This is a genomic window from Haloarcula sp. JP-L23, assembly GCF_011602445.1.
GTDB lineage: Archaea > Halobacteriota > Halobacteria > Halobacteriales > Haloarculaceae > Haloarcula > Haloarcula pellucida.
In genome coordinates this window covers 3,299,566-3,324,132 of the sequence record NZ_CP050014.1, presented here as the reverse complement: position 1 = coordinate 3,324,132, position 24,567 = coordinate 3,299,566, and the positions used below count along the sequence as shown (strand labels likewise).

At 67.2% G+C, this 24,567-nt stretch carries 30 protein-coding genes and 1 tRNA gene; 18 read left to right on the top strand and 13 right to left on the bottom strand.

The features are described 5' to 3' along the window. Positions 1-15 precede the first annotated feature (15 nt). The 3 genes from G9465_RS17425 to G9465_RS17415 form a co-directional block, all read right to left on the bottom strand. Positions 16-1,041, bottom strand: a complete 1,026-nt coding sequence (locus tag G9465_RS17425; RefSeq protein ID WP_166972318.1) for a S1C family serine protease — start codon at positions 1,039-1,041, stop codon at positions 16-18. Between the two features lie 97 nt (positions 1,042-1,138). After that, positions 1,139-1,780, bottom strand: a complete 642-nt coding sequence (locus G9465_RS17420; protein WP_227015778.1) for an NAD(P)-binding domain-containing protein — start codon at positions 1,778-1,780, stop codon at positions 1,139-1,141. Beyond that, the gene (locus G9465_RS17415; protein ID WP_166972314.1) at positions 1,777-2,859 is read right to left on the bottom strand and encodes an anthranilate phosphoribosyltransferase; all 1,083 of its coding nucleotides are present in this window, start codon (positions 2,857-2,859) and stop codon (positions 1,777-1,779) included. The genes G9465_RS17420 and G9465_RS17415 overlap by 4 nt, the downstream gene beginning before the upstream one ends. Positions 2,860-2,968: 109 nt before the next feature. On the opposite strand from G9465_RS17415, the gene G9465_RS17410 reads away from it, so the two are divergent. The 3 genes from G9465_RS17410 (at position 2,969) to mptA (ending at position 5,667) form a co-directional block, all read left to right on the top strand. Beyond that, the gene (locus G9465_RS17410) at positions 2,969-4,006 is read left to right on the top strand and encodes an AsnC family transcriptional regulator (RefSeq protein WP_166972312.1); all 1,038 of its coding nucleotides are present in this window, start codon (positions 2,969-2,971) and stop codon (positions 4,004-4,006) included. A gap of 76 nt (positions 4,007-4,082) precedes the next feature. Next, positions 4,083-4,676 carry a response regulator transcription factor gene (locus G9465_RS17405; protein WP_166972310.1) on the top strand — a complete coding sequence of 198 codons (594 nt, stop codon included), beginning with the start codon at positions 4,083-4,085 and terminating at the stop codon, positions 4,674-4,676. Between the two features lie 64 nt (positions 4,677-4,740). Further along, positions 4,741-5,667: a GTP cyclohydrolase MptA gene (mptA, locus tag G9465_RS17400; RefSeq protein WP_166972308.1), complete on the top strand. Its 927-nt coding sequence runs from the start codon at positions 4,741-4,743 to the stop codon at positions 5,665-5,667. A gap of 16 nt (positions 5,668-5,683) precedes the next feature. Here the strand turns inward: mptA and G9465_RS17395 are convergent, their stop codons facing one another. Continuing rightward, a complete protein-coding gene (locus G9465_RS17395) occupies positions 5,684-6,490 on the bottom strand; it encodes a TrmB family transcriptional regulator (RefSeq protein ID WP_166972306.1) in 807 nt (268 codons plus the stop codon). 184 nt (positions 6,491-6,674) lie between these two features. Beyond that, complete coding sequence (locus G9465_RS17390) at positions 6,675-8,282, bottom strand: DUF255 domain-containing protein (protein WP_166972304.1); 1,608 nt, start codon at positions 8,280-8,282, stop codon at positions 6,675-6,677. 156 nt (positions 8,283-8,438) lie between these two features. On the opposite strand from G9465_RS17390, the gene G9465_RS17385 reads away from it, so the two are divergent. The 9 genes from G9465_RS17385 (at position 8,439) to G9465_RS17345 (ending at position 15,014) form a co-directional block, all read left to right on the top strand. Continuing rightward, the gene (locus tag G9465_RS17385) at positions 8,439-9,818 is read left to right on the top strand and encodes a cytochrome P450 (RefSeq protein WP_166972302.1); all 1,380 of its coding nucleotides are present in this window, start codon (positions 8,439-8,441) and stop codon (positions 9,816-9,818) included. 167 nt (positions 9,819-9,985) lie between these two features. After that, positions 9,986-10,534 (top strand): FxsA family protein, encoded by a 549-nt coding sequence (locus G9465_RS17380; protein ID WP_166972300.1) that lies wholly within the window; start codon positions 9,986-9,988, stop codon positions 10,532-10,534. Between the two features lie 85 nt (positions 10,535-10,619). Then, positions 10,620-10,693: transfer RNA gene (locus G9465_RS17375), tRNA-Ile, on the top strand. A 191-nt stretch (positions 10,694-10,884) separates the two neighbouring features. Beyond that, on the top strand, positions 10,885-11,055 hold the full coding sequence (locus G9465_RS17370) for a hypothetical protein (RefSeq protein WP_166972298.1): 171 nt from the start codon (positions 10,885-10,887) through the stop codon (positions 11,053-11,055). Positions 11,056-11,324: 269 nt separating this feature from the next. Further along, positions 11,325-12,044 (top strand): hypothetical protein, encoded by a 720-nt coding sequence (locus G9465_RS17365; protein WP_166972296.1) that lies wholly within the window; start codon positions 11,325-11,327, stop codon positions 12,042-12,044. 463 nt (positions 12,045-12,507) lie between these two features. Beyond that, the gene (locus tag G9465_RS17360) at positions 12,508-13,311 is read left to right on the top strand and encodes a DUF4013 domain-containing protein (RefSeq protein ID WP_166972293.1); all 804 of its coding nucleotides are present in this window, start codon (positions 12,508-12,510) and stop codon (positions 13,309-13,311) included. A gap of 109 nt (positions 13,312-13,420) precedes the next feature. Next, positions 13,421-13,579: a zinc ribbon domain-containing protein gene (locus tag G9465_RS17355; protein ID WP_166972291.1), complete on the top strand. Its 159-nt coding sequence runs from the start codon at positions 13,421-13,423 to the stop codon at positions 13,577-13,579. A gap of 24 nt (positions 13,580-13,603) precedes the next feature. Further along, positions 13,604-13,834: a DUF2249 domain-containing protein gene (locus tag G9465_RS17350; protein ID WP_166972289.1), complete on the top strand. Its 231-nt coding sequence runs from the start codon at positions 13,604-13,606 to the stop codon at positions 13,832-13,834. A 1-nt stretch (position 13,835) separates the two neighbouring features. Beyond that, a complete protein-coding gene (locus tag G9465_RS17345; RefSeq protein WP_166972287.1) occupies positions 13,836-15,014 on the top strand; it encodes a hypothetical protein in 1,179 nt (392 codons plus the stop codon). Position 15,015: 1 nt separating this feature from the next. On the opposite strand, the gene G9465_RS17340 is transcribed toward G9465_RS17345, so the two are convergent. From G9465_RS17340 to G9465_RS17325, 4 genes are all read right to left on the bottom strand, one after another. Further along, on the bottom strand, positions 15,016-15,666 hold the full coding sequence (locus G9465_RS17340) for a helix-turn-helix domain-containing protein (RefSeq protein WP_166972285.1): 651 nt from the start codon (positions 15,664-15,666) through the stop codon (positions 15,016-15,018). A gap of 65 nt (positions 15,667-15,731) precedes the next feature. Next, positions 15,732-16,802 (bottom strand): radical SAM/SPASM domain-containing protein, encoded by a 1,071-nt coding sequence (locus tag G9465_RS17335; RefSeq protein WP_166972283.1) that lies wholly within the window; start codon positions 16,800-16,802, stop codon positions 15,732-15,734. Further along, a complete protein-coding gene (locus G9465_RS17330; RefSeq protein WP_166972281.1) occupies positions 16,802-17,107 on the bottom strand; it encodes a CGCGG family rSAM-modified RiPP protein in 306 nt (101 codons plus the stop codon). The genes G9465_RS17335 and G9465_RS17330 overlap by 1 nt, the downstream gene beginning before the upstream one ends. A gap of 55 nt (positions 17,108-17,162) precedes the next feature. After that, positions 17,163-17,579 (bottom strand): SRPBCC family protein, encoded by a 417-nt coding sequence (locus tag G9465_RS17325; protein ID WP_166972279.1) that lies wholly within the window; start codon positions 17,577-17,579, stop codon positions 17,163-17,165. A gap of 92 nt (positions 17,580-17,671) precedes the next feature. Between G9465_RS17325 and G9465_RS17320 the strand changes: the two genes are divergently transcribed. From G9465_RS17320 to G9465_RS17300, 5 genes are all read left to right on the top strand, one after another. Further along, complete coding sequence (locus G9465_RS17320) at positions 17,672-17,947, top strand: hypothetical protein (RefSeq protein ID WP_166972277.1); 276 nt, start codon at positions 17,672-17,674, stop codon at positions 17,945-17,947. A gap of 284 nt (positions 17,948-18,231) precedes the next feature. Further along, entirely contained in the window at positions 18,232-18,861 is a 630-nt protein-coding gene (locus G9465_RS17315; RefSeq protein WP_166972275.1) for a helix-turn-helix domain-containing protein, read from the top strand. 50 nt (positions 18,862-18,911) lie between these two features. After that, positions 18,912-19,472 carry an isopentenyl-diphosphate delta-isomerase gene (locus G9465_RS17310; protein ID WP_166972273.1) on the top strand — a complete coding sequence of 187 codons (561 nt, stop codon included), beginning with the start codon at positions 18,912-18,914 and terminating at the stop codon, positions 19,470-19,472. 35 nt (positions 19,473-19,507) lie between these two features. Continuing rightward, positions 19,508-20,338, top strand: coding sequence for a hypothetical protein (locus G9465_RS17305; RefSeq protein WP_166972271.1), 831 nt, complete (start codon positions 19,508-19,510; stop codon positions 20,336-20,338). A gap of 30 nt (positions 20,339-20,368) precedes the next feature. Beyond that, positions 20,369-21,067, top strand: a complete 699-nt coding sequence (locus G9465_RS17300; protein ID WP_166972269.1) for an SDR family NAD(P)-dependent oxidoreductase — start codon at positions 20,369-20,371, stop codon at positions 21,065-21,067. Here the strand turns inward: G9465_RS17300 and G9465_RS17295 are convergent, their stop codons facing one another. From G9465_RS17295 to G9465_RS17280, 4 genes are read right to left on the bottom strand one after another with little or no spacing between them, the layout of a single operon-like run. Continuing rightward, positions 21,068-22,792, bottom strand: a complete 1,725-nt coding sequence (locus G9465_RS17295) for a histidine kinase N-terminal 7TM domain-containing protein (protein WP_166972267.1) — start codon at positions 22,790-22,792, stop codon at positions 21,068-21,070. A gap of 59 nt (positions 22,793-22,851) precedes the next feature. Then, positions 22,852-23,199: a hypothetical protein gene (locus tag G9465_RS17290; RefSeq protein ID WP_227015598.1), complete on the bottom strand. Its 348-nt coding sequence runs from the start codon at positions 23,197-23,199 to the stop codon at positions 22,852-22,854. Continuing rightward, positions 23,192-23,335 carry a hypothetical protein gene (locus tag G9465_RS17285; RefSeq protein ID WP_166972265.1) on the bottom strand — a complete coding sequence of 48 codons (144 nt, stop codon included), beginning with the start codon at positions 23,333-23,335 and terminating at the stop codon, positions 23,192-23,194. The genes G9465_RS17290 and G9465_RS17285 overlap by 8 nt, the downstream gene beginning before the upstream one ends. A gap of 46 nt (positions 23,336-23,381) precedes the next feature. Further along, the gene (locus G9465_RS17280; RefSeq protein WP_166972263.1) at positions 23,382-23,543 is read right to left on the bottom strand and encodes a hypothetical protein; all 162 of its coding nucleotides are present in this window, start codon (positions 23,541-23,543) and stop codon (positions 23,382-23,384) included. Between the two features lie 117 nt (positions 23,544-23,660). Here G9465_RS17280 and G9465_RS17275 point away from each other — a divergent pair, with 117 nt between their 5' ends. Next, the gene (locus G9465_RS17275) at positions 23,661-24,533 is read left to right on the top strand and encodes a molybdenum cofactor biosynthesis protein B (protein ID WP_166972261.1); all 873 of its coding nucleotides are present in this window, start codon (positions 23,661-23,663) and stop codon (positions 24,531-24,533) included. Positions 24,534-24,567: the final 34 nt, after the last annotated feature.

Here is a 24,567-nt window from a genome sequence, read left to right as displayed (position 1 = left end):
GGCGGGGCGACCCCCTCAGCGGGTGAGTGGGCCGCGTCGGCCACGGCCGCCGTGCCCACCACGGTTCCGTCGGCCGTGGCGCGGCCGGGACCCGGGCACCGGTCGCTCGCCCAGCGTCACGCTGTCGGTGAACTCCGCACCGTCACGGCGGACCGTCACCTCGACGGTGTCGCCGGGGTCGGCCTCGGTGAGGAGATAGCTCGTCAGTTCCTCCGTCGACCGGACCGTCTGGCCGTCGACACCGACGACGACGTCGCCGCCGGTCGGCACCTCGCGGCCACGGACCTGCACAACACGGTCACAGCCACGGAGCGTCGCGCCGGAGTCGCCGCCGGCGTCCACGACGAGGACGCCCGTCGTCTCCTCGAGGCGGTTGGCCTCCGCGACGGTCGGCGAGACGTCGATGGTTCTGACGTTCAGATACGCGGGGCGGAACCGTCCGTCCGCGACGAGGGCGGGCACCACGCGTTCGACGATGGTCGGCGCGATGGCGAACCCGATGTTGTCGCCGCCCTTCGCCCGGTTCACGCCGACGACGGTGCCGTCCAAGGTGAGCAACGGCCCGCCGCTGTTGCCGGGGTTGACCGCCGCGTCGGTCTGGATGGTCTCGGGGATGGTGAACCCGGTTCCCGTGGGGTTCGACCGGTTCGTCCCGCTGACGTACCCGACGGTGATGGTTCCGTCCAGTCCCATCGGGTTGCCGATGGCGGCGACGCGTTCGCCCGGGTCGGGGTTCGCGTCGGCGACGGGGAGCGAAACAGCGTCGTCGGGTAGGTCCGTGACGTGGACCACGGCGAGGTCGGTGTAGGGGTCGTCGCCGACGACGGCACCGGTCCGCCACTCGCCGTCGTGGAAGCGGAGTTCGACGTAGTCGCTGTCGCCGACGACGTGTTGGTTCGTGACAACGTGTTCGTCGTCGTAGACGAACCCGGACCCGGCGCCGCCGCGGGGTCGGTCGTCGCCGCTGTCAGTGACGTACACAGAGACGACGGACGGGATGGTCTGCTCGTACAGTGTTTTGATGGTTTGTTTGTCTGACATCACGCTCGGAGTCCCGCTGTCGGGCGTGGCCCGTGCCAACAAGACTCACCTGAGGTAATGGCTACGTCTATATGAGCGTATCGGCGACGGCGACGCCCTACGATTCGAGGAACCGGAACGCGATGTCGCGGCCACGGGCCACGCTCAGGTGTATCCAGAAGCGCGCGAGGTGTTCGAGGTGGTCGGCCGCCGACAGGTCGCCGGCGACGACCACGTCGAACCCGAGGTCGGACGCCAGTCGTTCGACGACGTCGGTCTCCGCGCCGGCGACGAACATGGTCGCTCGCTCGCCGTCGACGACGGGGTCGGTCATCCGCTCGGCCCCGATGGTGTTGAACGCCTTGACGACGGCCGCCTCGGGGACTGCGTCGGCGACCCGGTGCGCGAGCGCTCGGTCCTCTGTCGGGTCGGGGTACTCGTTGGCGGTGTCGACCACCGTCTTGCCGGCGAGGACGTCCGAGAGGTCGGCCGCGACGCTCGTCACGACGCCGCCCGGCACGGCGAGGACGACGACGTCGCCGTGGGCGGCGGCCGCTCGCTGATCCAAGACGGCCACGACGTCCGCCCGGTCGCGGAGGTCCGGTGACGCCGACGACGGGTCACGTGACCCGAGCACCACGTCGTGATTGGCCGCGCTCAACCCGCGTGCGAGGGCGCTCCCGACGCTCCCGGTACCGACGATTCCGATTCGCATACGTGGGAGAGGCGCTCCCGGACGAAAAACGTCGCGGCGACTCAGAACTCGCGTAGAGCGTCGAGTTTCGCTGCCGCACTGCCGTCGGCGATGGCCTCGCGGGCCTGTTCTAGTCCGTCCTTGATGCTGTCGGCGTCCTCGCGGGCGTAGATGCGCAGGGCGGCGTTCAGGGCGACGGCGTCGGCGAAGTCGTCCGTCCGTTCGCCGGTCAGTACCGCTTCGGTGATGGTCGCAGAGTCTCCGGCAACGTCTTCGACCTGCAGGTCCTCGCCCGTGACGTCCATCCCGTACTCGCCGGTGCGAATCTCGAAGTCGGCGATGTCCTCGTCGTCGCTGTCCTCACTGACGGGCCACTCGGCGACGACAGTCTCGCCGGGGCGCACGTCGTCGTACCCCTCCATCCCCTGGAAGAACAGCGCACGCTCGACGGTGCTGGACTGGGCGTTTTTCAGCGTGCGAACCATCTTCTTCGCGAAGGGCAGGTGGTAGAAACTCCCGAGGTGGACGCTCGCGCCGGCGGGGTTGGCCAGCGTCTCGACGGTGTTGACGAACGTTCGCACACCCATGTTGTCGCGGCGCTCGAACAGTGCGTCGATGCCGGGATTGAAATTCGGCTGGTAGTAGTAGCCGAAACCGACCTCGTCGACCATGTCGGCGCTCTCCTGTGGGTCGACCTCCGTGCGGACGCCGAGTTCGTCCAAGACGTGTTTGTAGGCGTCCTGTTTCTGTGTCGGCACCCGGTCGCCCGAGTGGACGACGACGGGCGTGCCCGCGGCGGCGGCGACGAGGCCGGCGGCGACGCCGAAGATGGCCGAGCGTCCCTTGCCGTCGTAGTTGGCCCCGCAGTCGACGGGGTCGGCGTCAGGTTCGGCAGTGACCACCGACTCCTCGGCCATCACGTCGACGTACGCCCCCAGTTCCTCGGGTGTGTTACGCTTCCAGCGGTTGGCGAGCCAGAACGCACCCAGCGTCGTGTGGTCCGGTTCGCCGTCGAGGATGCGCTGGAACGCCTCGCGGGCCTGTTCGCGGCTCATGTCGTCCGCGGACTTGTGGCCGGAGCCGACGACCTCGGTCATCAGCCGTTTGAGTGGCCATTCGCCGTACTCACGGGTCGCTTGTGCCATGCGAACCAGTTCGGGACCGAGTTTGAAAGCCCCTGTGTTTCGTTCCTATTTCGCGGGAATCCGGCTCACTCCCGAAAGTGATACACCCGTTCACGCCTAATTCGGGACAATGAGCCTCCGGTCGGGTGACTGGCGCGAGCGTATCGACGACGTGGACGCCGCTCTCATCGACGAGTTCCAGAGCGACTTTCCCGTCTGCGAGCGCCCCTTCGAGGCGGTGGGCGAACGACTGGGCGTCTCCGAGTCCGAGGCCCTCGAACGGGTGGAACGACTCCGCGAGGGCGGTATCTTCCGGCGGTTCGGCCCGGTGTTGAACCCGCCGGTCATCGGGTCGTCGACGCTAGCGGCCGTCGCCGCCCCCGAAGACCGCTTCGCGGAGGTAGCCGAGATAATCAACGAGTACCGGCAGGTGAACCACAACTACGCCAGAGACCACGAGTGGAACATGTGGTTCGTGGTCACCGCCGGGTCCCGGGAGAAACGTGACCGGATTCTCGACGACATCGAGGCCCGGACTGGATGTTCAGTCCTCGTCCTACCGATGCTGACCGACTACTACATCGACCTCGAATTCCCGGTCGTCAACGGGGACCGGTTCGCGAGAGAGAGCATCGAGGGCACCGACGCAAGCGCCACGCGCATCAGCGAGGACGCCACCGCGGATTTCTCGGCGCTCGACCGGCGAGTGCTGCTGGAGATTCAGGAGGGATTCCCGCTGACGGCCACGCCGTATCGAGACGTGGCTGCGGCCGTCGACGCCGACGTCGACGACGTTCTCGTCGCTATCGAACGGCTACGGGAGGACGGCTGTATCAAACGTATCGGCTGCGTAGTCAACCACATCACGACCGGGTTCGACAACAACTGCATGGTCGTCTGGGACGTCCCCGACGAGCGACTGGACGAACTCGGGCAGCGAGTCGGCGAACTGCCCTACGTCACGCTCTGCTATCACCGCCCGCGGCGTCCCGAACAGGACTGGCCGTACAACCTCTTTACGATGATTCACGGCCGCGACGGCGACGCCGTCGACGAGAAGATAGACGAGTTGTCCGGCGAGTACCTTCCCTTCGACCACGACCGACTGTACTCGACGGAGACGCTGAAACAGACGGGCGCGCGGTACGACGATATCGTAGGCGAGTAGCCACGCCGGACAGTTGGCGTTCTAACCATTCCCGGAACCCTTTTGCCGCTATTCACATCTAGTAGTTTGTGAACAAATGACGCCCTGTGGTGAGGGACGCGTTCTCGTCGTGGACGACGATATCGACGTCGCAGACGCGTACGCGAGCCAGCTACGCGAACGGTACGACGTCGAGACGGCCTACAGCGGCGAAGCGGCGCTGTCGATGCTGGACTCGTCGATAGACGTGGTCTTACTCGACCGGCGGATGCCGGGCATCTCTGGCGACGAAGTCCTCGAAACCATCCGCGAGCGGGGACTGTCGACTCGGGTGGCGATGGTGACGGCCGTCGACCCGGGATTCGACATCATCGAGATGCCGTTCGACGACTACGTGGAAAAACCCGTCTCTCGGGACACTTTGTTCAGCACTATCGACCGGCTCCAGCGATGTTCGGCCTATCAGGACCAGTTGCGTGAGTACTACGCACTGACGGCGAAACAAGCCGCGCTAACCGCACGGAAGTCCGAGGCGGAACTGGCGGCGAACGAGGAGTTCCACTCGCTCGAAACGGCCATCGAGGCGGCCGAGTCGTCACTCCACGACATCGTCGCCGGGTTCGAGGAGACGGACTACGAACGCGTGTTCGCGGATTTCGCCGACCCGGTGAACGCAGGCCAGACGGACTGACTGGGCGAGCGCGACGATTAGGGGTTCCGAAAACACTAACCGAGTCTCTCCCTAAGACGGGCCAATGAGTCAGCAACTCCCGGACGTGCAGGCGTCGAGTCCGGACGTGACAGTCGGTCTCAACCGCGTCGGTGTGACGGGTGTCGACAAACTCGTCAAACTGGGGCGACGAGACCGCGATCCCATCGTTCTCATGGCGGAGTTCGAAGTGTTCGTCGACCTCCCGTCGTGGCGGAAGGGTGCGGACATGTCCCGCAACATGGAGGTCATCGACGAGACGCTCGAGACGGCCGTCTCCGAGGAGGCCTACCGCGTCGAAGACGTCTGCGGTGACGCCGCCGAACTGCTGCTGGAGAAACACGACTACACCACGAAGGCGGAGGTCCGGATGGAGGCGGAGTACGTCACCCACGAGAAGACTCCCGAGAGCGACGTGGCCACGCAGTCGACGGCCGACATCATCGCCTCGGCGACGGCCACGGAAGACGGTACCAGCGAGGAGATCGGCGCTCGCGTCACCGGGATGACGGTGTGTCCCTGCTCACAGGGGATGTCGGCCTCGCGCGCCCGTCAGACGCTCCGGAACCTGCAGGTCGAGGACGAGGTCATCGACGACTTCTTACAGAAGATGCCACAGGCCGGCCACTCACAGCGCGGCCACGCCACGCTCACCGTCCAGAGCGACGGCGCGCCGGAGGTCGACCTCAACGAACTCATCGAGGTCGCTCGGGACTCCATGAGTGCCCGAATCTACAATCTCGCGAAACGTCCCGACGAGGACCACATGACCTACGAGGCCCACAAAGACGCGAAGTTCGTCGAGGACTGCGTGCGTGCGATGGCCGAGGGCGTCGTAGACGAGTTCCCGGACCTGCCGGACGACGCCATCGTCACGATGAAACAGTCAAACGACGAGTCCATCCACCAGCACAACGCCCACGCCGAACGGGTCGCCGAACTCGGTACCCTCCGGACCGAACTCGACGAGTAAGCGTCTCTTCGGGCAGTCAGGGGGGGTTGATAGTCGTCGCTTCTTGCCAGTGCTCGTCGAACGCCTTGCTGATGTCGGTCGTGAACTCCGGGTCTTTGAGGTCGATGACGCCGAACGTCTCTTCGCGGCCGAGCGGATGTGGCACTTCGATGCACACCTCCGTGTCGTCGATGAGTTCGAACGTCGTCGTGATGTTCGGCGTCGCCCGAGCGCTGTAGTTCTCGTAGGGCGAGAGGCGTTCGTAGTACTCGCGGTTGGCCTCGCGAGGTAAACTCTCGAAGAGGTCGGGCCGAACCAACAGCGACACCTCGACCCCTCGTTCGAGGGCGGCCACCAGTTCGTCGACGATGCGTTCGGTCGCTTCGATGATGTCGACCTGTCTGGCCGGCGAGGACCCCACCATGACGATGCGGGAGTCGGCGGCGGCCAACCGTTCCAGTAGCAAGTCCAGCGTCTCCTCCGGGCCGACGGCGGCCGTCCAGAACGGTTCGTCGACCGGGTCGGCCGTCTCCAGTTGGTCCGAGAGGTCGTCGACGATTTCCTCGTACTGCTGGGCCTTCGCTTCGAGGTCCTGTTTCTTGTCGTCTAACAACCGGTCCAAGGCGGTGTCGGGTTCGACGGCGACGTACTTCTTCGGTCGACTCGCCGTCTGGCTCCGAACCAGATTGTAGGTCTCCAGACTGTTGAGTACGTCGTAGATACGGCCCATCGGAACGTCACTAGCCCGTGACAACTCTTTGGCCGTGGTCGGCCCGGTTTCCAGCAACGACCGATACGCTCGCGCCTCGTACTCAGAGAGCCCCAAGTCTCTCAGACTCGCCATATCCCTCTCTATCGGCCCACCACTAAAAACTCATCGCAGGTTTACCGTTTCTTCAAGTTTCTCACCGTTCTCTCATGCCCGCTCGTTCGCTTTCGGGCCGCTCACTCCGTTCGAGCCCCCGTCTCCGCTCCACGGCTCCCGATAGTCACCGTTCCGCCGCGGGCCGCGATTCGCGCGCCCCGCGCTACTCTGTCAACGCCGCTTCGAGTTCCGCGGGCGTCTCACCTTCCGCCGTCACCGTCTCACCCTCGTACCGCCGAGCGACGCCGTCGCCCTCGGGGTCGGGGACGATCGTCGTCTCGTGGTCGGCCAGTCGGAGCGCCGCCCGGTGGAGGTCCGTCCCGGCCTCGGTGCCCACCCGCAAAGTTTGTGGGTCCCGCAGTCGGGCCGCGACGCTGGCGTACCCGGCCACCTCGACGCCCATGCGCTCTGCGGCGCCAGCGAAGGACTCGACGGCCTCGGTTGCGACGGTCCGGTAGCGCTCTTCGCCGGTGAGCGCCGCCAAATCGACCAGCGCGTCGGCGAGTTCGACGGTGGCGTCGAGGGGGTGAAGCGAGCGCCCGCAGAGCCCCGCGCCCGTGTCGGGGCCGTCCCGAAACGCGCCGTTGTCCTGCTGTCGGTGCTCGATGGTCCAGTCGGCGACGGCCTCGGCGGGGCCGCTCTCGCCAAGTACCTGCCAGCTCGTCGTCAACCCTTGCAGGAACTGGGCCTGATCCAGCAGGAGGCCCGTGTCGCTCTCGGCGGCGGCGTAGTGGGCCACCTCGCCGTCGTCGACGAGCGTCTCGCAGACGTGGTCGCGGGCCCGCACCGCGTACCGCCGCGCCCGCTCGTCGTCCGTGTACGCGTGGAGCCACAGTAGCGCGTCGACAGCGAGGCCGTTCCGGTCGGCGAACACCGTCTCGTCGACGTGCGGTGCCTCCCGGTCCTCGCGGTCCGTCGCGCCGAGGCGGTAGTAGTCGTCGTCGCCCGCCTGGCTCCCGGCGAACGCGTCGCCCGTCCAGAGGTCCGTCGAGAGGTACTCGGCGGTGCGCTGGGCGGCGTCCCGGTAGGACTCGGTGCCGGTGTAGCGGTAGCCGTGGGCGAACGCTCGCACGAGCGCCGCGTTCTCGTCCAGTAGCTTCTCCCGGCGGGGGTTCGACCAGTCCCGCCCCGTCGCGTAGCGGAAGAACCCGCCGTCGTAGGTGTCGAACAGGTGGGTCTGGATGGCTTCGAGCGTACGCGTCGCCTGACCGCGAGCGCGCACCAGCGCGAACTCGACGGTCCGGGGCAGCGGGAACTTCACGTCGGAGCCCCACCCGCCGAACTCGTCGTCGAAGGCCCCGAGTAACTGTTCTATCATGTGTTCCTCGATGCGGGCGCGCAACTCGCCGGCCGGCGGCGCTTCGTCCCGTAACTGCCGCGGAATCGACCCGGCGGCGGTACCCTCGGCGTCCCACGACTCCCGGACGCTGTCGAGGATGCCGCGGAACCCGTCCGGCCCGAGGAACGTCGCGCCGCTGATGACCTCGCCCTCCGGGGTGAGGAAGACGGTGGAGGGGAACCCGCCCATCGTGTAGCGCTCCCGGACTCTGGGGTTCCGGTCGGCGTCGACTCGCACCGGGACGAACCCGTCGTTGACGTTGGCCGCGATGCGCGGTTCGCCGAAGGTGCCCCGGTCCATTGCCCGGCACTCCGCGCTCCACGGTACGGTCAGCGACAGCAGTACCGGCTTGCCGCTGTCGGTGGCACGTTCGAACGCCTCCGGCCCCCACTCGCGCCACTCGACTTTCGTGTCCGCCGCGAACTCGTCCATAGTGGTGGTCGGTGGTGGGCGTACAAATGGGCTGTCACTCCGGCATCGCCGGTTGGCTGTCCGAGACAGCCACCACTCATCGCATCCCCTGAGTCTTTCCGACCCCGAGTCCAACGCAACGACAGACCGATTTGTCGGACGGCCCTACGTCGGACCATGCCCTCTCAGCAGGCCGACACCGAGCGCCAGGGGCCGGTCACACCGGGCCAGCGGCCGCCCCGAATCGGTCGCGTCCCGCTCGTCAACAACACGCTCTCGATGGTCCGTGACCCACTGGGCTTCTACGCCGAGGCCGACAGCGTCGACGCCGACGTGGTGCGGTTCAACGTCGCCGGGACGACGGGCTACTTCGTCACCCACCCGACCCTCGTCGAGCAGGTGCTGGTCACCGACGAGGCGGACTTCGAGAAGGGGCGACTCCTCCGGGACACGCTCGGCGAGTTCATCGGCGAAGGGCTGTTCCTGCTGGAAGGCGAGGAGTGGCAACAGCAACGTACGGCCCTCCAACCGGCGTTCTACCGGGAGCGCATCGCTACCTACGGCGAGACGATGACCGACTTCGCGCTGGCGACGGCCGACGAGTGGGCCGACGGCGAACGCGTCGACCTGCTGCCGGCGATGCGGTCGTACACGCTCCGGGTACTCGGGAAAACGCTGCTGGACGTGGACATCGAACGCACCGCCGAGTCGCTCGAACCGCTCCTGTCGGCACTCCGCCACCGCGTCGACCCGGGGAACCTCTCGGCGTACCTCCCGCTGTGGGTGCCGACGCCGAACAACCGCCGAGTCCGACGGACGCGGGCGGCCTTCGAGGCGACGTTGGACGATATCATCGCCGAACGCCAGACTGAGGCCGCCGCCGAGCGCGAGGCCCGCGACGACGTCCTCTCCTTGCTGCTCTCGCTGGACGAGGAGACGATGGACCGCGAGCGACTGGGGCACCAACTCCTGACGTTCCTCGTCGCCGGCCACGACACGACGGCGCTGACGCTCACCTACGCGTGGTTCCTGCTGGCGACCCACCCCGACGCCCAGCGTGAACTCCACGCGGAACTCGACGCGACGCTCGATGGGGCGGACCCGACGCCGTCGGACCTCTTCGAGTTGCCGTTTCTGGACCGGGTGCTGACCGAGACGCTACGGCTCTACCCGCCGGCGTTCACCACGTTCCGCCAGCCCACCCGTCCGGTGACGCTGGGCGGCTACGACATCGAACCGGACGCCCAGTTGACCATCCCGCAGTGGCTGGTCCACCGGGACGAGCGGTGGTACGACGCCCCCGACGCGTTCCGTCCCGAGCGCTGGACCGACGAGTTCGAGGCCACCCTCCCGGACTACGCCTACTACCCCTTCGGCGGCGGCCCCCGCCACTGCATCGGGATGCGGTTCGCCCGGATGGAAGCGAAACTCGCGCTCGCAGCCATCGCCCAGCGCTTTCGCTTCGAGGCCGTCACCGAACCACCGTTGGAACTGGGGATGCGCATCACGCTCTCGCCCACCGAACCCGTCGCGGTTTGCGTCCACGAGCGCGGGTGAGTAGCCGGGTGGCCGTTCTCCGTCGTCGTTCAGCACCGACGAAGCGATGCATCTCCGCGCGGCTTCACGGGCCACTCCGTTCCCCGTGTCGCATTGAGGAATCTCGCGGGGCGGGATTCCTCGCCACCTCTCGAAAGGCGTTTGGGGCCTGACCTGCAAGCGAGGGTATGCTCCGGGTCATCGGGCTGCTGTTGCTCATCCCGCTGTTCGACGCCGTCCTCTTGGTAGCGCTGGCCACGGGTGTCATCTACCCGATTCCGCCACTCGTCGTCGTCGCGCTCGTCGTTCTTACCGCGCTCGTCGGGATGTTGCTCGTCCGCGCCGAGGGCCGGGCGACGCTCCAGTCTATCCAGCAGAAACTGGCGACGGGTGAGGTGCCTACGAACGAACTCGTCGACGGCGGCCTGCTCATCGCCGCCGGTGCGTTCTTCCTCACGCCCGGCCTCGTCACCGACGCCGTCGGCCTGCTGCTGGCGATTCCGGTCACGCGCTACCCCATCCGTGCGGCCGTCCGTCGCTGGGTCATCGAGCCCTACATCGACGCCAAGACCGGCGGCTTCGCCAGCGGGCAGGTGTACGTCGGCGGCTTCCCGAACGAAGACGGTCAGGGCCCAGCGACGGGCGCTGGCGGCCCCACCGGCGGTGGTTCGGCGGGCAGTTCCGGCTTCGACCCCGACGACGCCACCGACGTCGACTTCGAAGACAGTGAGAACTGACTCCGTGTTGCGGTTTCTCACGCAACGCGCCCTCGAAACGTTACCCTTTTCTATACCCCTCGGATACACCAAGATGCGCTCACCTGGGCCAATAGCTCAATCAGGTTGAGCGCTCGGCTGATAACCGGGAGGCTCTCGGTTCAAATCCGAGTTGGCCCACTCCCACTCCGGGTGGCTTCCAGCTATCCGGAATCTGGGGGTAAAACTCCCCAGCCATATCATTTCAACCCTTTCAGAAAAGACCTATAGGGGTCGCTCTGCGCAATTCGTACGGGTTCTGTGCGGACTCCGAAGCCGTCTGGCGTTTCCCGTAGCCACCGATACGGTCGTGTCTCGTCGAGGTGGTTCCGGTGTCTGATTCCGACCGCCGTACCGACACCTCCGAACAGACCGACGTACCGGCAAAAGACCCCCGAGCGAGAGCACACCTCTCGCAGAGCAAGGGCAACCACTTGGCGAAGGTCGAGAGTCTCGGCGAGGACGAAGAGGGCGACCGCCGAGTAGCGCTGGCCAGTCCATGACGCGGTGGGGTCGCAGTCCCAGCGAACCGAGTCTCGAAATTGCACACACAGATTGAATGGGGGTGTGTGCAAAACGGCTCGTCTTAACGGCCAGTAGACGACGCCGGTTTACTCGAAAGACACCCGAGATAGCGGTTTACTTCGAGGAGACAGTACGATGGACACCCGGGGTACCGGCGTCGAAAACGGCGCGTTTAGACAGGGGGTAAGTCGGGTGTTTCACGTGAAGGGTCACAGGTGTCTAAGAGGGCGCGGCGACACCTGTCTCTATGAGCGAGGAGACGAATCACACCCGAAGGAGAGCCCTCCAATCAATCTGTAGCGTCGCCCTCGTCGGTCTCGCTGGCTGTACGTCTGGCTCCTCGGAGTCGGCACAGCCGCCGGCCCAGACCACGACGGAGACCTCGAGCAACACCCCCACGCCCGAACGCACGGCTACCGAAGCGCCCGAATCTGCCCAGTTCGTCGAGAACCCGGAGGACGTTCACCCGGTGCTGGTCGAGGCGACGTCAGTCCCTTCGGACGAGGTCCTGATCGGCTTTCGCCTCGAGGACTCGTCGCTTCCGTTCACGACCGAGGTGTATCACGCCCCGGACGACGCCGAGATCCAAGCCACGAAGACCTACGACACACAGGAGCTATCTCAGGTGGGGCTGGTACCCGATCCACCACGGGCCCTCGACACCGTCGAGACCGACCGGGAGGACGTCCACTACGGGACGACGACCATCGGTGAGCCACTGACGGTTACCCTCGTCGCGCGCCACGACGGCGACACCTTCGACTGGAGCGCCTGGTCGCGCACCGGCTACCCGCACGACGGCCACGACGAGGCGAACCCCGCGCTGAAAGTCGATTGTTACTGTGGCGGTATGATCTACACCGCCCCGGGTGGTGGTACGTGGGCACGGGTGATTCAGGTGACGCCGACCGAGCGCGTCGACCCCGGTACGACTATCGCGCTCAACTGGACTTCGAGCCGGGCCTGAACCTGCCAACCGGAGAAGCGTAGGAACACGCCCGTTGTATGCAACAGCGCAGCGTGGCCCGTGCATCGCTATCGACGCCACGTTCTTTCACCCGTGCCGGGAAGTCACATTCAGCCCCCGCAGACGATAGCGAAGCAACCGACCCCGCTCGCGACTCGGCACGGTCTTCGTACGTCTACTGTTCCGAACGCGGTTCAACTGACGCGGACTGGTCGGCCTGTAGAAACCCACCGATTCTCAGTGATGCAGAGTCAACAAGCGAGGCATTGGTTGTGAGGGCGGTTGAGAGAAGACGTAGCCCTATCACGGTTCGTCGGCGAGGAGGCGCAGTCACTCGCCGCCGTCGGCCGTCGTGAGCGACCACGACCGACTGGTCACTGTCCACATAGCTAGCGGACACCGTCTGAAGTCGACCTGAACTGTCATAAGTTATTTACACGCATGCGATGATTGCTATCATGACATGATAGAAGACAGCATCAAGTACCAGACGCAGGGTGACAGTTGGCTAAAGCGGATTCTCATCGGTGGGTTGTTGCTATTCCCGGGAGCCCTCCTCATCATCCCGCTGTTCACGTTCAACGGCTACATGCTCGAAGTGATGCGCAGGGTCATGGGCGGCGACACGCTGAACCCGCCGGAGTGGGGTGACGCCGACCTCGCTGACCTGACAGTCGACGGCCTCAAACACGCGGTCATCGTGCTGGCGTACACGTTGGTCGTCCTTCTCGTCGCTGGCATTCCGTTCTTCGGGCTGGTTCTGGCCGGCGTAGGGACGGACGTCGGTGGGTTGTCGGTTCTGGGGTTCCTCATCGGTGGCCTCGTATACCTCGTCGGCGCACTGGCGCTTGCAGTGGTCCTCCCAGTCGCGACGGGTAACTTCGTCCGGGTCGACAGCATCTCGGCCGCGTTCGACCTCGACGTCCTGCGAACGCTCGTCACCAACGGGACGATGCTGAAGGCCGTCGTCTTTGGCTTCGTAGTCAACGTCCTCATGCAGGTGGTCAGTAGCATCCTCGGCATCACCGTCGTCGGTTACCTCGCGGTGCCGTTCCTCGTGTTCGCCGGGCAATCGGCCATCTTCTACATCTGGGCCGAAGGGTTCAGCGACGCCTACGAAGCGGAGTACGGCGAACCGCCGCTCGCGGGTGTGGGTGGCACGACCACGCCGACGGCCGCGACCGACGAGACGTGGGGCACGGACACCGACACGACCGTCGAGGACGGCGGGTTCGACGACGGCGACCGTACCGACGACCGGTTCTGAGTGGCCTCGGAGACCGGATTCGGCGGGGATACCGGCCATAGCGGGCCTGAAAAACCCGCCAAATCTGGGGTGTGTGGTTTTCGGTCCCCCGACGGTTCGTTTCGACACCGTGGCAGAGTACTGGTTCACCTGCCCCGAGTGCGGGGCGCACGTGGCCGTCGACGACGGGGCGCGCGAACGCCTCCTCTCGGCAGGGTGTGCCGTCTGTGGCGTCCCCGTGGGACCGGCGGCGTTCACCGAGTCGAACACGTTCGGCACAAGCGCCTGACCGATACGACCCGACAGTCAGCGTATGCACTCGGAGCGATCGAACGTGCGCGAACTCGACGTCCGGGACGTCGACGGAGAGCCGTTCTCACACATCATGGACGCCCTGTCGGACCTCGGGACCGGCCAGACGCTACGACTCGTCAACAGCTTCGAACCAGTCCCGCTGTACGGCGTGTTAGAGGAGCGGGGGTACACGCACGACAGCGAACGGGTCGCCGACGACGAGTGGCACGTCTACGTCGAACCGGCGTGAGATGAACGCCCGGCGGGTCACCCGGTGGAGTCGGGCGTTCGTCGCCGCCGGTGTCGCGTTTTTCCTCGCGACGCATCTCGCGATAGCGGCCGGCCTCGGCCGCCGGACCGTCGTCACGTTGGGGCTGTACGGGTTCGTGTTCCACGTCCTCTTCGGGAAGGCCTACGCGTTGGTCCCGTCTTTTTTCGACCGTGAGCTTCAGACGGCGACGCCGCTCCCGGTCCACGCTGCGCTGTCGGTGAGCGGGACCATCGCGCTGGCGTTGGACAGCGTCGGCGTCACCGGCCAGTCGTGGCTCGGCTCCGCCGGTGGCGTCCTGTGGGCACTCGGCGTTGCCGCCTTCCTCGGCACGCTCTCGTGGTCCGTCCGAGACAACCTCTCCGGGGCGGCCACGGGAACCGGCGGTGCGAACGCCGACCGCAGACTCGTCGACCGGCGGGCGAACGCCGTGGTCCCGGTCGCGTGTGGCTACCTCGCCGTCGTAGCGCTGGTCCGACTCCTCGGTCCGGTCGGCTGGCCGGCGCTCACACCGCCACAGGTTTCACACCTGCTCGCGGCGGGAACAGCGGCGTTGCTTGTGTTCGGGGTCGGATTCCGTCTGTTCCCCCGGTTTCTCGGCACATACCCGCCGCAGCGATCGGTCCCGGTCGTCCTCGTCTCGGGTGCGGTCGCGCCGGTGGCACTCGCAGTCGGTCTGTTCGATCGCCGACTCCTGTTTCTCGGCGGCGTCGTCGAAGCGGTCGCAGTCGCGGGTTTCGCGGTCACCTATCTCGTCCTGTTCTTACGCTCTGACCGCCACAGAGTTGGGCTGTGGGCCGTCGCGTTCGCCGTGCTGGCCGGCGTCGGCGGCGTCGCGCTCGGTCTCACAATCGCGCTCGTCGGTCGTGACCCGGCGCTGGTGACCGCCCACTACCGGACGATGCTGCTGGGGTTTCTGGGGTTGACCGTGGTGGGCGCGACGTTCCAGTTCTATCCGCCGTCGGTCGGACGGTGGCCGCTGGCGTCCGACCGGACGGCGCGGGTCGCGGTGGCGCTGCTCGCGGCTGGACTTCTCGGACAGGGGCTCGGGCTTCTGGTCGACGTCTCCCCAGTCGAGATGCTCGGGCAGGGCGTGGGGGTCGTCGGTGCGGGGCTGTACGCGTGGCTGGTGGCGGCCGCCTTCCGGAGCCGGACCACCTGACTCACACGTCGAGGATGGTGTCGAGCAGTTTCGTCTGGGCCGCCGCGAGGTGTTCGGCGAACGTCGAGACGGAGATGTCCAGTTCCTCGGCCACCTCGCTGGCGTTAGCGCCTTTCGGGTACCGGAAGTACCCCATCTCGATAGCCGTCTCCAGCACCTCACGCTGGCGGTCGGTGAGACGGCTCCGGTCGACGAGCACCGAATCCGTGGGGTTCGTCTCCCCGTCGCGACGCAGCGACCGAAGCGAGACGTCGCCGTAGAGCTCTTTCAGCCGCGTGACGATAGCGCGGATGCGGTCGACGTCCGGCGCGTGGAAGGTGAGTCGCAACTGCCCGCTCTCGGCGCGGATGTCCGCGACGGGACAGGCGAACTCCTCGACTGTCTCACAGACACAGCCCGCTCGCTCGCGCTCGAACCGATAGCGAGCGCCGCCGCCGCCGGCGAACACCTCCGCTATGTCGCCCCGCGACTCGATGGCCTGTGCGCCGCCGTCGGCGGTGAACTCTTCGACGACCTGTCCCTCGTCGTCGTCCAGCGGTGCGCTGCGCGCCACGTCGGTCACTGCCGTGCCCGCCTCCTCGGAGACGGCGGCGACCGGGCACGCGCCCGGCGAATCCACGGACAGTTCGACCCTGATACCCGAGTCGGTCATACGCGTATGTCACCACTCCCGGGATAAAACGGGGTGCCAGCGTTCCCAGCGTGTGAAAAACCCCCTCAATCGGCCGGGTGCTGGTCGGGTATCGACCCCTCGAAGCCGTCCGGTTCGTAGGTACAGAGCGGGTCGGCCGCGAGCGGGTCGCCGGTCGTCGCGTAGGCCCGCGAGCGACTGCCGCCACAGACGCCGCGGAACTCACAGGCCCCGCACTTCCCGGTGAGGGCGTCGTCCTCACGCAAGCGTCGGAACAGCGCCGACTCACGGTAGACGTCGACGACGCTCTCCTCGCGGACGTTGCCGGCCGACTCCGGTAAGAACCCGGAGGGGTACACCTCGCCGGTGTGACTGACGAACGCGAACCCCTTGCCGGCGCGGACGCCGGTCCGTCGGCGGACGCCCTCGTCGTTCTCGTCGTTCTGGAGGCCAACCCGGCGGTAGTGGGGGGCCTCGGTGGTCTTGACGCCGAACGGCGCCTCGTCGCTCACCTCGTGGAGCCACTCCATCACGCGCTCGGCCCGGTCGGGGTCGACGGGCGTCAGCACCCGGCCGCGGCCGACGGGGACGAGGAAGAAGACGGACCACAGCACGGCCCCGAGGTCCGCCACCAACTCGCGGATGGCCGGCAATTGCTCGACCGTCTCGGCACAGACGGTGGTGTTGACCTGTAGGGGAATGTCCAACTCGCGGGCCGTCTCGGCGGCGTCCATCGTCGCCGCGAAACTGCCCGATTCCCCGCGGAACTGGTCGTGGGCCGCCTCGCTCCCGCCGTCGATAGAGAGCGCCATCCGTCGGAGGCCGGCCTCGTCCAGTTCGGCCAGTCGCTCGCGGGTCAGCGAGTGGGTCCCGCTGGGGGTCAGCGTCATCCGCAGGCCTCGGTCGGTGCCGTAGTCGACCAGTTCCGCCACGTCGTCGCGGGCCAGCGGGTCCCCCCCAGAGAGGACGACCAGTTGGCCCTCGCCGAACTCGCGGGCCTCGTCCAGCAAGGCCTTCCCCTCGGCCGTCGTGAGTTCGTCGGGATGTCGCCGTTGCTGGGCGTCGGCCCGGCAGTGCTTGCAGGCCAGTTCGCAGGCCTGAGTCAGTTCCCAGATGAGCACCAGCGGTCGCTCCTCGAAGTCCATCTCGCCGAACATCACTCGCTCACCCGTGCGCGGACGACGTAGCCGCCACAGCCACACTGGTCGACGTAGGTCAGGTCGACCCGGTCGCCGAACCGCTCCCGCAGGGGGTCGTAGAGGTACGTTTCCGGATGCCCGTGGGCCTCGTGGGTCACCAGATTGACGTGGTTGCCGGCGGTGGTCTTCTCGATGGCTTCGCGGGCCTGTGCGACGACTAACTCGCGGTCCTCGGCGTGTTCGGGGCCTTCGAGGTTCGCCGACCACGAGTTGTCGTGAATCTCGTCGGTCACCGACGGCGTGTCGTCGTGGGCGCGGCTCATACCGGTGGGTTCGGGCCCGCGACCGCTGTGTCCTGTCCCGAAGACGTTCGGGTCTTTAGGTGACCTGTGCCTCCAACCAGTCGAACTGGCTGTTCAACTCCTTCCGGCGTTGGCGTTCGACGACGGTGCTGTCCAGCACCGGCCCGATGACCGCGAGGTCCAAGGCGGTGTACTCGGTGGTCGCGGTGACCTCCGTCCCTCCGTCGACGGGCGTGACGTAGTACTCGGTGCGCATCGACTCGAAGACGCCCTCGCGTTGCTCGTAGGCCAGCACCGCGTCCTCGACGTCGACGATTTCGAGGTCGAGTGCTATCTCGAAGAGGCCGACCCGGTTGCGCATTTCGATGGTGTCGCCCTCGACGGTCACCCCGTCGACGCCCGTCGCCGTCATGAACGGGCCGACGTCTGCCATCGCGGCCCGCACCGTCTCCTCGTCGGCGTCGACGACGCGGGTCAGCGAGACGCGTTCCATACCGGATGGCGACCGGCGAGCGAGATAAGCGTTCGGTGACTCCGAACTGGTTCGGGTCGCCTTTCTCGTGGCTGCCGTCAGTAGGGTCGGACATGTGCCGACGGTTCATCCGACGGGCCAACCGGGCGGTACTGCGGGCGATAGAGGCGCCGCCGGACTCGGGCGTCGAAGACCGTCTCGACGAGGTCGCAGCGAGGCTCTGGTACCTCGCGGAGGCGCACCCTGAACCGCCGGACCCCGGACAGGTCTCCCGGCTCCGGGCGACGCTCATGGAACTCGAAGAGCGGGTCGCAGACCACCGCGCGGCGAGACTCGCCGACGCGCGGCACTGTCTGGCGGCCTACGGGCGTCACCTCGACCCGGTCTGAGGCCCGCCTCGACGCTGTCCCGACCGACCCGGGGCCGCTGTCACCGTGGGTTCGGCCCCTCCGGCCCGCTACCGGGCGACTGCCACCGCACTCCAATATCCGACTGTGGGCGCACCGAGCGAGAGCAGGACCGGGTCGAACAGACCCCAACACCGAGGCCGTGGGATTCGTTCGCACCACTCGACCTGTATGGCGACGGTACGTTCTTCTGCGCCGAGGTGCATATCCGAACATGTTCGGGACAACTGGCCCCGCCGTTCGGGCGAATATATTCGGATAGACAGATGCCTCGCGCAGAACTCACGCTCACGATACCGGACGACATCTGGATCGGCGACGTCTCGCGGACCAACGCGGACGCGACGTTCCGTATCCTCGCGGCGCTTCCCGGCGAGGAGTCGGGCGTCGGCCTCGCGGAGGTGACCGCCGAGGACCTGCCGGCGGTGCTTCGGGACGTCGAGTCCCGTGAGGCCGTCCTCACGATGGAGATACTCTCCCACCGCGACGAGACGGCGCTGATACAGTTCGAGACGTCGACGCCGCTGCTCCTCTTCCCGGTGCAGGGCTCTGGGATTCCGCTGGAGATGCCCTTCACCCTCCAGAACGGCAAGGCCGTCTGGGAGATTACGGCGCCACAGGACCGCCTCTCCGAACTGGGCGAGCAACTCTCGGACTTTGGCATCCCGTTCAGCGTCGAACGCGTCCAACAACACGTCGAGTCCGAGCAGTTGCTCACCGAGAGCCAACTGGAACTGCTGGAAGCGGCCGTCGAGGAGGGGTACTACGACACGCCCCGGAACTGCTCGCTGACGGAACTGGCCGAGTCCGTCGGCATCGCCAAATCCACGTGCAGCGAGACGCTCCACCGCGCCGAGGAGAAGGTGGTCAAACAGTTCGTCGACGACCTGCGGTAGGCGCGGCAAGTCGAAGCGTGTAAGAATCCCCTCCGAGATTGATAGGCCATATGAGTACGGACGCGGACGAGACACACGAGAACGCGGAGCAGGACGTCATCGCCGTCGATTCCGACGACAACGAGGAAGGTCTGGTCAACCGCCTCGACGCCCACACGGGCGATGGCATCCGCCACCGGGCGTTCACCGCACTGCTGTTCGACGAGGACGACCGGGTGTTGCTGGCCCAGCGAGCGGCCACGAAGCGCCTCTGGGACACCCACTGGGACGGCACCGTTGCCTCCCACCCCGTCGAGGGACAGACGCAGGTCGAGGCCACCGAAGAGCGCCTCGAAGAGGAACTCGGCGTCACGCCCGACCAGTACGACGACCTGCGCGTGACCGACCGCTTCGAGTACAAGCGCTACTACGAGAACGCCGGTCTGGAGTGGGAGGTCTGTGCCGTGTTGCAGGCCACGCTCACCGATACGTCGCTGGACCCGAACCCCGAGGAGGTCGACGGTATCATGTGGGTCCCCTACGACCGCCTGCGCGAGCACCCGGAGTACTACCGGCAACTGCGTCTCTGTCCATGGTTCGAGATCGCGATGCGCCGCGACGAGGAGCGGTAGGCTAGTTTTTTGCGGTCGTAGCGAACAGGGGAGATATGCTCAGTGGGTTCCTCTGGGACTTCGCCCTCCCGTTCGCGCTCGTGGCGGTTCTGGTCGCCGCCGTCGACCGCTATCAGGACACGCGCCTGTTCGCGTACCTGACCGCCGACCGGGAGCGGACGGTGCTGTTCGCCGGCGGGATAGCGCTCGTCGTCGCTTTCGTCGCGAGTACCTACGTCCTCGGGTCCCCGCCGCCACTGGAGGGGCGGTACGACTTCTCGCTGTATCACGTCGGGTTCGCCGTCCTGCTAGTGGGGGTGTTCATGACCGCGCACGGCGGGCGGCACTACGCCACCGCGACGACGCTCCGGGACGCCGCCCACGTCGCCCCGAGTGACCTGCCGACCGAGGGGACGGCCGCGGTCACCGGTACGGCTGAACCGGTCGCTGGAACGGTGACGGCCCCACACAGCGGCGAGTCGGCGCTGGTCGCGGAGGCCGGTCGCTTGGTCGGCGGCGAGACGTACGCCGCCACCGCGGACACGAGTCGAGCACAGCAACTGCTCGACGCCGAGCGAGTCGGCGTCCCGTTCGAGGTGACCGACGAGTACGGCGGGGTCCGGGTCGACCCCGACGCTGCGAGTCTGGCCTTCCTCGTCGGCGAGACGGACGGCGCGACGCTCGAACGCCGCGTCGATAGCGGCGACGAGGTGACCGTCGTGGGCCGCACCGACGGCGGCCGACTGGTCGACCCACTCGTCGTCGCCCACGCGGGCAACCCGTCGCTCAGGCAGTTCGCCACCAACGTCCCTCGCGTGGCGAAACTCGGCCCCGTCCTCGTACTCCTCGGAGTCGGCGTGATGCTCCTGACTGCCGGCGTCGTCTGACTTTTCGGCACGGCCGTCCTACAGCAGGGTATGGACGTGTCGCTCTACGAGTCCCTCGACGGACAGGTCGCACTGGTCACCGGGGCCACGCGAGGTATCGGGAAGGCCATCGCGGACGGCCTCGTGGAACAGGGCGCGACGGTGTACGCCGGGGCGCGGAACCCGGCCGACGTGACGGCGACGGACCGCCGCTCGATCGAACTCGACGTCACCGACGACGAGGAGATGACCGCCGCCGTCGACCGCATCGCCGACGAAGCGGGTCGTCTCGACGTCCTCGTCAACAACGCCGGCGTGATGGACTCCCGGGAACCGCTCGACGCGATGCCCACCGAGGTCATCGACCGCACGCTGGACACGAACCTCCGGGGGCCGACGGTACTGACGAAACACGCCCTCCCGCTACTGCTCGACCGCCCTGGCGGCCGCGTCGTCAACGTCGCCTCGGGACTCGGGGCCATCACCGAGCGCCAGTCCGGCGGGACGCCGGCCTATCGAATCTCGAAGACGGGGCTGAACGGCCTCACGCGCTATCTCGACGGCGAGTACGCCGACGACGGCCTGCTCGCCAACTCGGTGTGTCCGGGGTACGTCCGGACGGACATGACCGAGGCGTCGGCCCCACGGACGCCCGAGAAGGGGGCCGAGACGCCCGTGTGGTTGTCCCGGTTCCGACCCGACGCGCCCCGCGGGCGGTTCTGGCGCGACCGGGAGCCGAAACCGTGGTAGTCAGCGGTCCGTGGTGGTCCGTGCGTTCACGTCCGTGATGGCGTCGTGGTCGTCCGGGTCGGCCGCCGGCAGTTCTATCTCGACGGTGGTTCCCGGCCCCTCGGCGAACGATAGGGTCCCGCCCGCGTTGCGGACGACCCACTTCACCAGCCACAGACCGACGCCGGAGCCGTGTTGTAGCGGCGTCTCCTCGCCGGCGAGGATGACCTCTCGTTCGTAGGGGACGATGCCGGGGCCGTCGTCGGAGACACGGACGATGACTCCCGTATCCGGGCTGGCCGGTTCGACGGTGACCTCGACGGTTGGCTGCCCGTCGCTGTGTTCGATGGCGTTGTCGAGCAGTTCCTCGATGGCGAGGGTGAGCGACGGCCCCCCCTCGACCCAGCAGTCCTCGGGACAGGCCAGCGAGAGGTCGGCCCCCGGATTACGGTCCCGGACGGTGTAGACGACCGGAGCGAGCAGCGGCCGTAATCGGACCGGCCGCGGGTCCTCTCTCTCTAAGGCTTCGGAGACGCGCCCTATCTTGTTACTCCGGTCGACGATGTCGTCGACGGTTCGGATGATGCGGTCGACCCGGTGGTCGTCTGCCGACTCGACGCTGCCGGCAAGCAGGTCGGCATTCCCCCGGACGACGTTCATCTCGTTACGGATGTTGTGCCGCAGGAGGCGGTTGAGAACGTCGATGCGCTGTTCGCGCTGCCGGCGTTCGGTGACGTCGCGGAGGCTGACGAGGTGGCCCGAGACGACGCCGTAAGCCCGGTACAGCGGCGTCACGCGAACGTCGAAGTAGCGGACCGCCCCGTCGTGTTCGAGTCGCGTCTCCGTCTGGATTCGCTCGCCGATGTCGGGCAGGGTCGCGGCCAGCGTCGGCAGTTCGCCCTCCAGTGATCGCCCCAGCAGCGCGCCCGGGTCCTCGTCGAACAGGGAGGCGGCGGCCGCGTTCACGTCGACGATGCGGCCGTCCTCGTCGACGATGACGACCCGGTCGTCCATCTCGGCGAAGATCGCCTCCCGGCCGAGGTCACGGGTCACCGGCGCCACGTCGAGCAACTGGCCGCGCAACAGCGCCACCGAGAGGACGATGCCCGAGACGACGTAGCCCAGACTGGTCGGGTCGACGACCGTCCCGAGGAAACCTAGTGCGTGGAGCGACTGGGCGGCGGTCGGGATGGTGATGGCCACAAGCAGTGCGAGGCTCTGGGCCCGAAAGAGGCGGTTCGTCCGCAACATCTGACGGATGAGGAGGACGCCGCCGCCCAGAACCAGTCCGAGCATGTACGCCAGATGGCCCCAGTAGGCCAGCCCCCAGACCGGGGCCAGCGCGCTCGCCTCGGCGACGACGACTGTGTCGGACCTGACCCAGACGAGTTCGTGGGCGCCGTTCGACCACACGAGCGTGACGAAGGCGGCGGGTTCGGCGAGTAGCAGGGCGACCCGCCGACGCGTGAGCCAGTGGGGGTGGCCGGTGTACTCCAGTACCGTGACCAGCCACGCGACGGGGACGACCACCGAGAGCGTCAACTGCACCTGCTGGAACCACACCATCGTCTGCACGCCCGGCACCGCCAGTTCGAGGCCCTGCGCGACGGCCCAGAGGCTCGCGGCGACGACGAACGCCGCCAGCGGGCCGGCGCCGGGGTTGTCGCGGTGGAGCCAGACGAGGACGGCGACACCCATCCCGACCACGGCCGCGAGGAGGACCACAGACAGGGGCGACAGCAGCATCTGTTCGACCGTTGGGAGACTGTTTGATAAACGTTCTCGGCCGAGTATCGTCGGCGATACTAGGAGCGCCGCGAGCGCAGCGCGGACCACACCGCGACGGCACCGAGCAGGAACGCCGGGACCAGTGGCAGCGCCAGATAGGCGGCCCGAAGCGTCAGGCCCAGCGAGCGGACCACGCCCTGTGCGGCCGGTAACACGAGGATGGCGACAGGAATCACGAGGAAGCCGACGACGACCATCCCGACGAGGGCCCACCCCTCCCAGCCGAACTCGTCGCTCGTCTCGGCCTGTCTCGGCGGTTCGCCGCTGGGGCGGTGGACGTAGCGACTGTCCTCGGCCGTGTCGCCGTCGTCGGCCCGCGACTCGTCCGGCGTCACCATCACGGTCTCGTCGCCGTTCTCAGGCACCGTCCTCACCGCCCAGACCGACGTCGCCGGACAGCCAGTCGCCGCGCTCGGATGCGTCTGACAGTTCGAGGCCGCGTCCGCTGCCATCCGTGCGGACGGCACGGCCGCCGCGGTCGGTGTACTGGACAGCGTGCATACTTCGAGTTCAGGATAGCGTGTGCAAAACGCTGGCGGTCCGCCGTTCAGGCCGGCTTGCGGGGGGACGGCCGGCCGATTTCGAGGATGCTCACTCGGTGGTCGTCGTCTCGTTCGTGTTCGTTCCACTCGTCGAGCGCCGTTCGGTGGTCCTCGAATACCCCCTCGAACGTGCACTCGTGACACGTGACGTGGTAGGCCCTCTCCATACGCTGTTTCATACGTGTACTTATAATAAAACTTCTGGGCGAGTGATGAATAAAAGCCGTCGCGTGGGGCACTCCTGTAGCCGGAAAGACTTACCACCGGCGGGCCGTCGTATCGGTATGGTCGATTTCCAGTCCCGCGATACACGTCGGGCGAGCAGCGACGACGGGGACGAAACCGACGACGAAGACGACGCGGAGCGAGACGAGACGGCGGCCGACCAGTCCGGCGACGGGACGACGGACGGAGAGCGTGTAGCAACCGACAGCACGACGACGGCCGAGACGGCTGTCGAGACCGACGAGGCGACCGAGCAGACCGACGCCGACCACCCGACGGCGGACGCGGCGGAGTCTTCGGCCGCCGACCCGCTGGGTGACCGAGGGTCGACCGACTCGTCGGCGACGGCCGAGACGGCCCAGTCCGCGGAGCGACATCCGGCCGGCGGCGCGGCAGGGTCGAAAGTCGCTAGCGGTAACCCGTCGACAGCGGCCGACCGCCCGTCGCAGACGCCGGCCGTCCGCCCGGTCGAGGTGGCGCTCGTCACCGTCGGCACGACGACGGGGCAGGGCGAGGACCCGACGGGTGAGGCGCTGACGACTGCGCTCGAGTCGGCCGGTCACACAGTCACTGCACGGGAACGACTGCGTGGGGACTACGACGGAATTCAGCAGGCCGTCGACAATCTGGTCGGCCGCGACGACGTCGAGGCGGTCGTCACCGCTGGCGGCGTCGGTATCTCGGCCAGCGAGGTGACTATCGAGGCGGTCCACCCGCTGTTCGAGAAGGCCCTCCCCGGGTTCGGCGAGGTGTTCAGGACACTCCTGTTCGAGCACATCGGAACCGGCATCGTCGCCGTTCGAGCCACCGCCGGTATCACAGCGGCGACGCCCGTGTTCTGTCTCCCGGCCGACGCCGAAGCCGCGACCCTCGCGGTCGACGAGATAATCGCAGCGGAGGCCCCGGAACTGGTCGACCACCTGCAGGAGTAATCCGTACCGCTCGCGAGCCGAGTCCACCGACTGC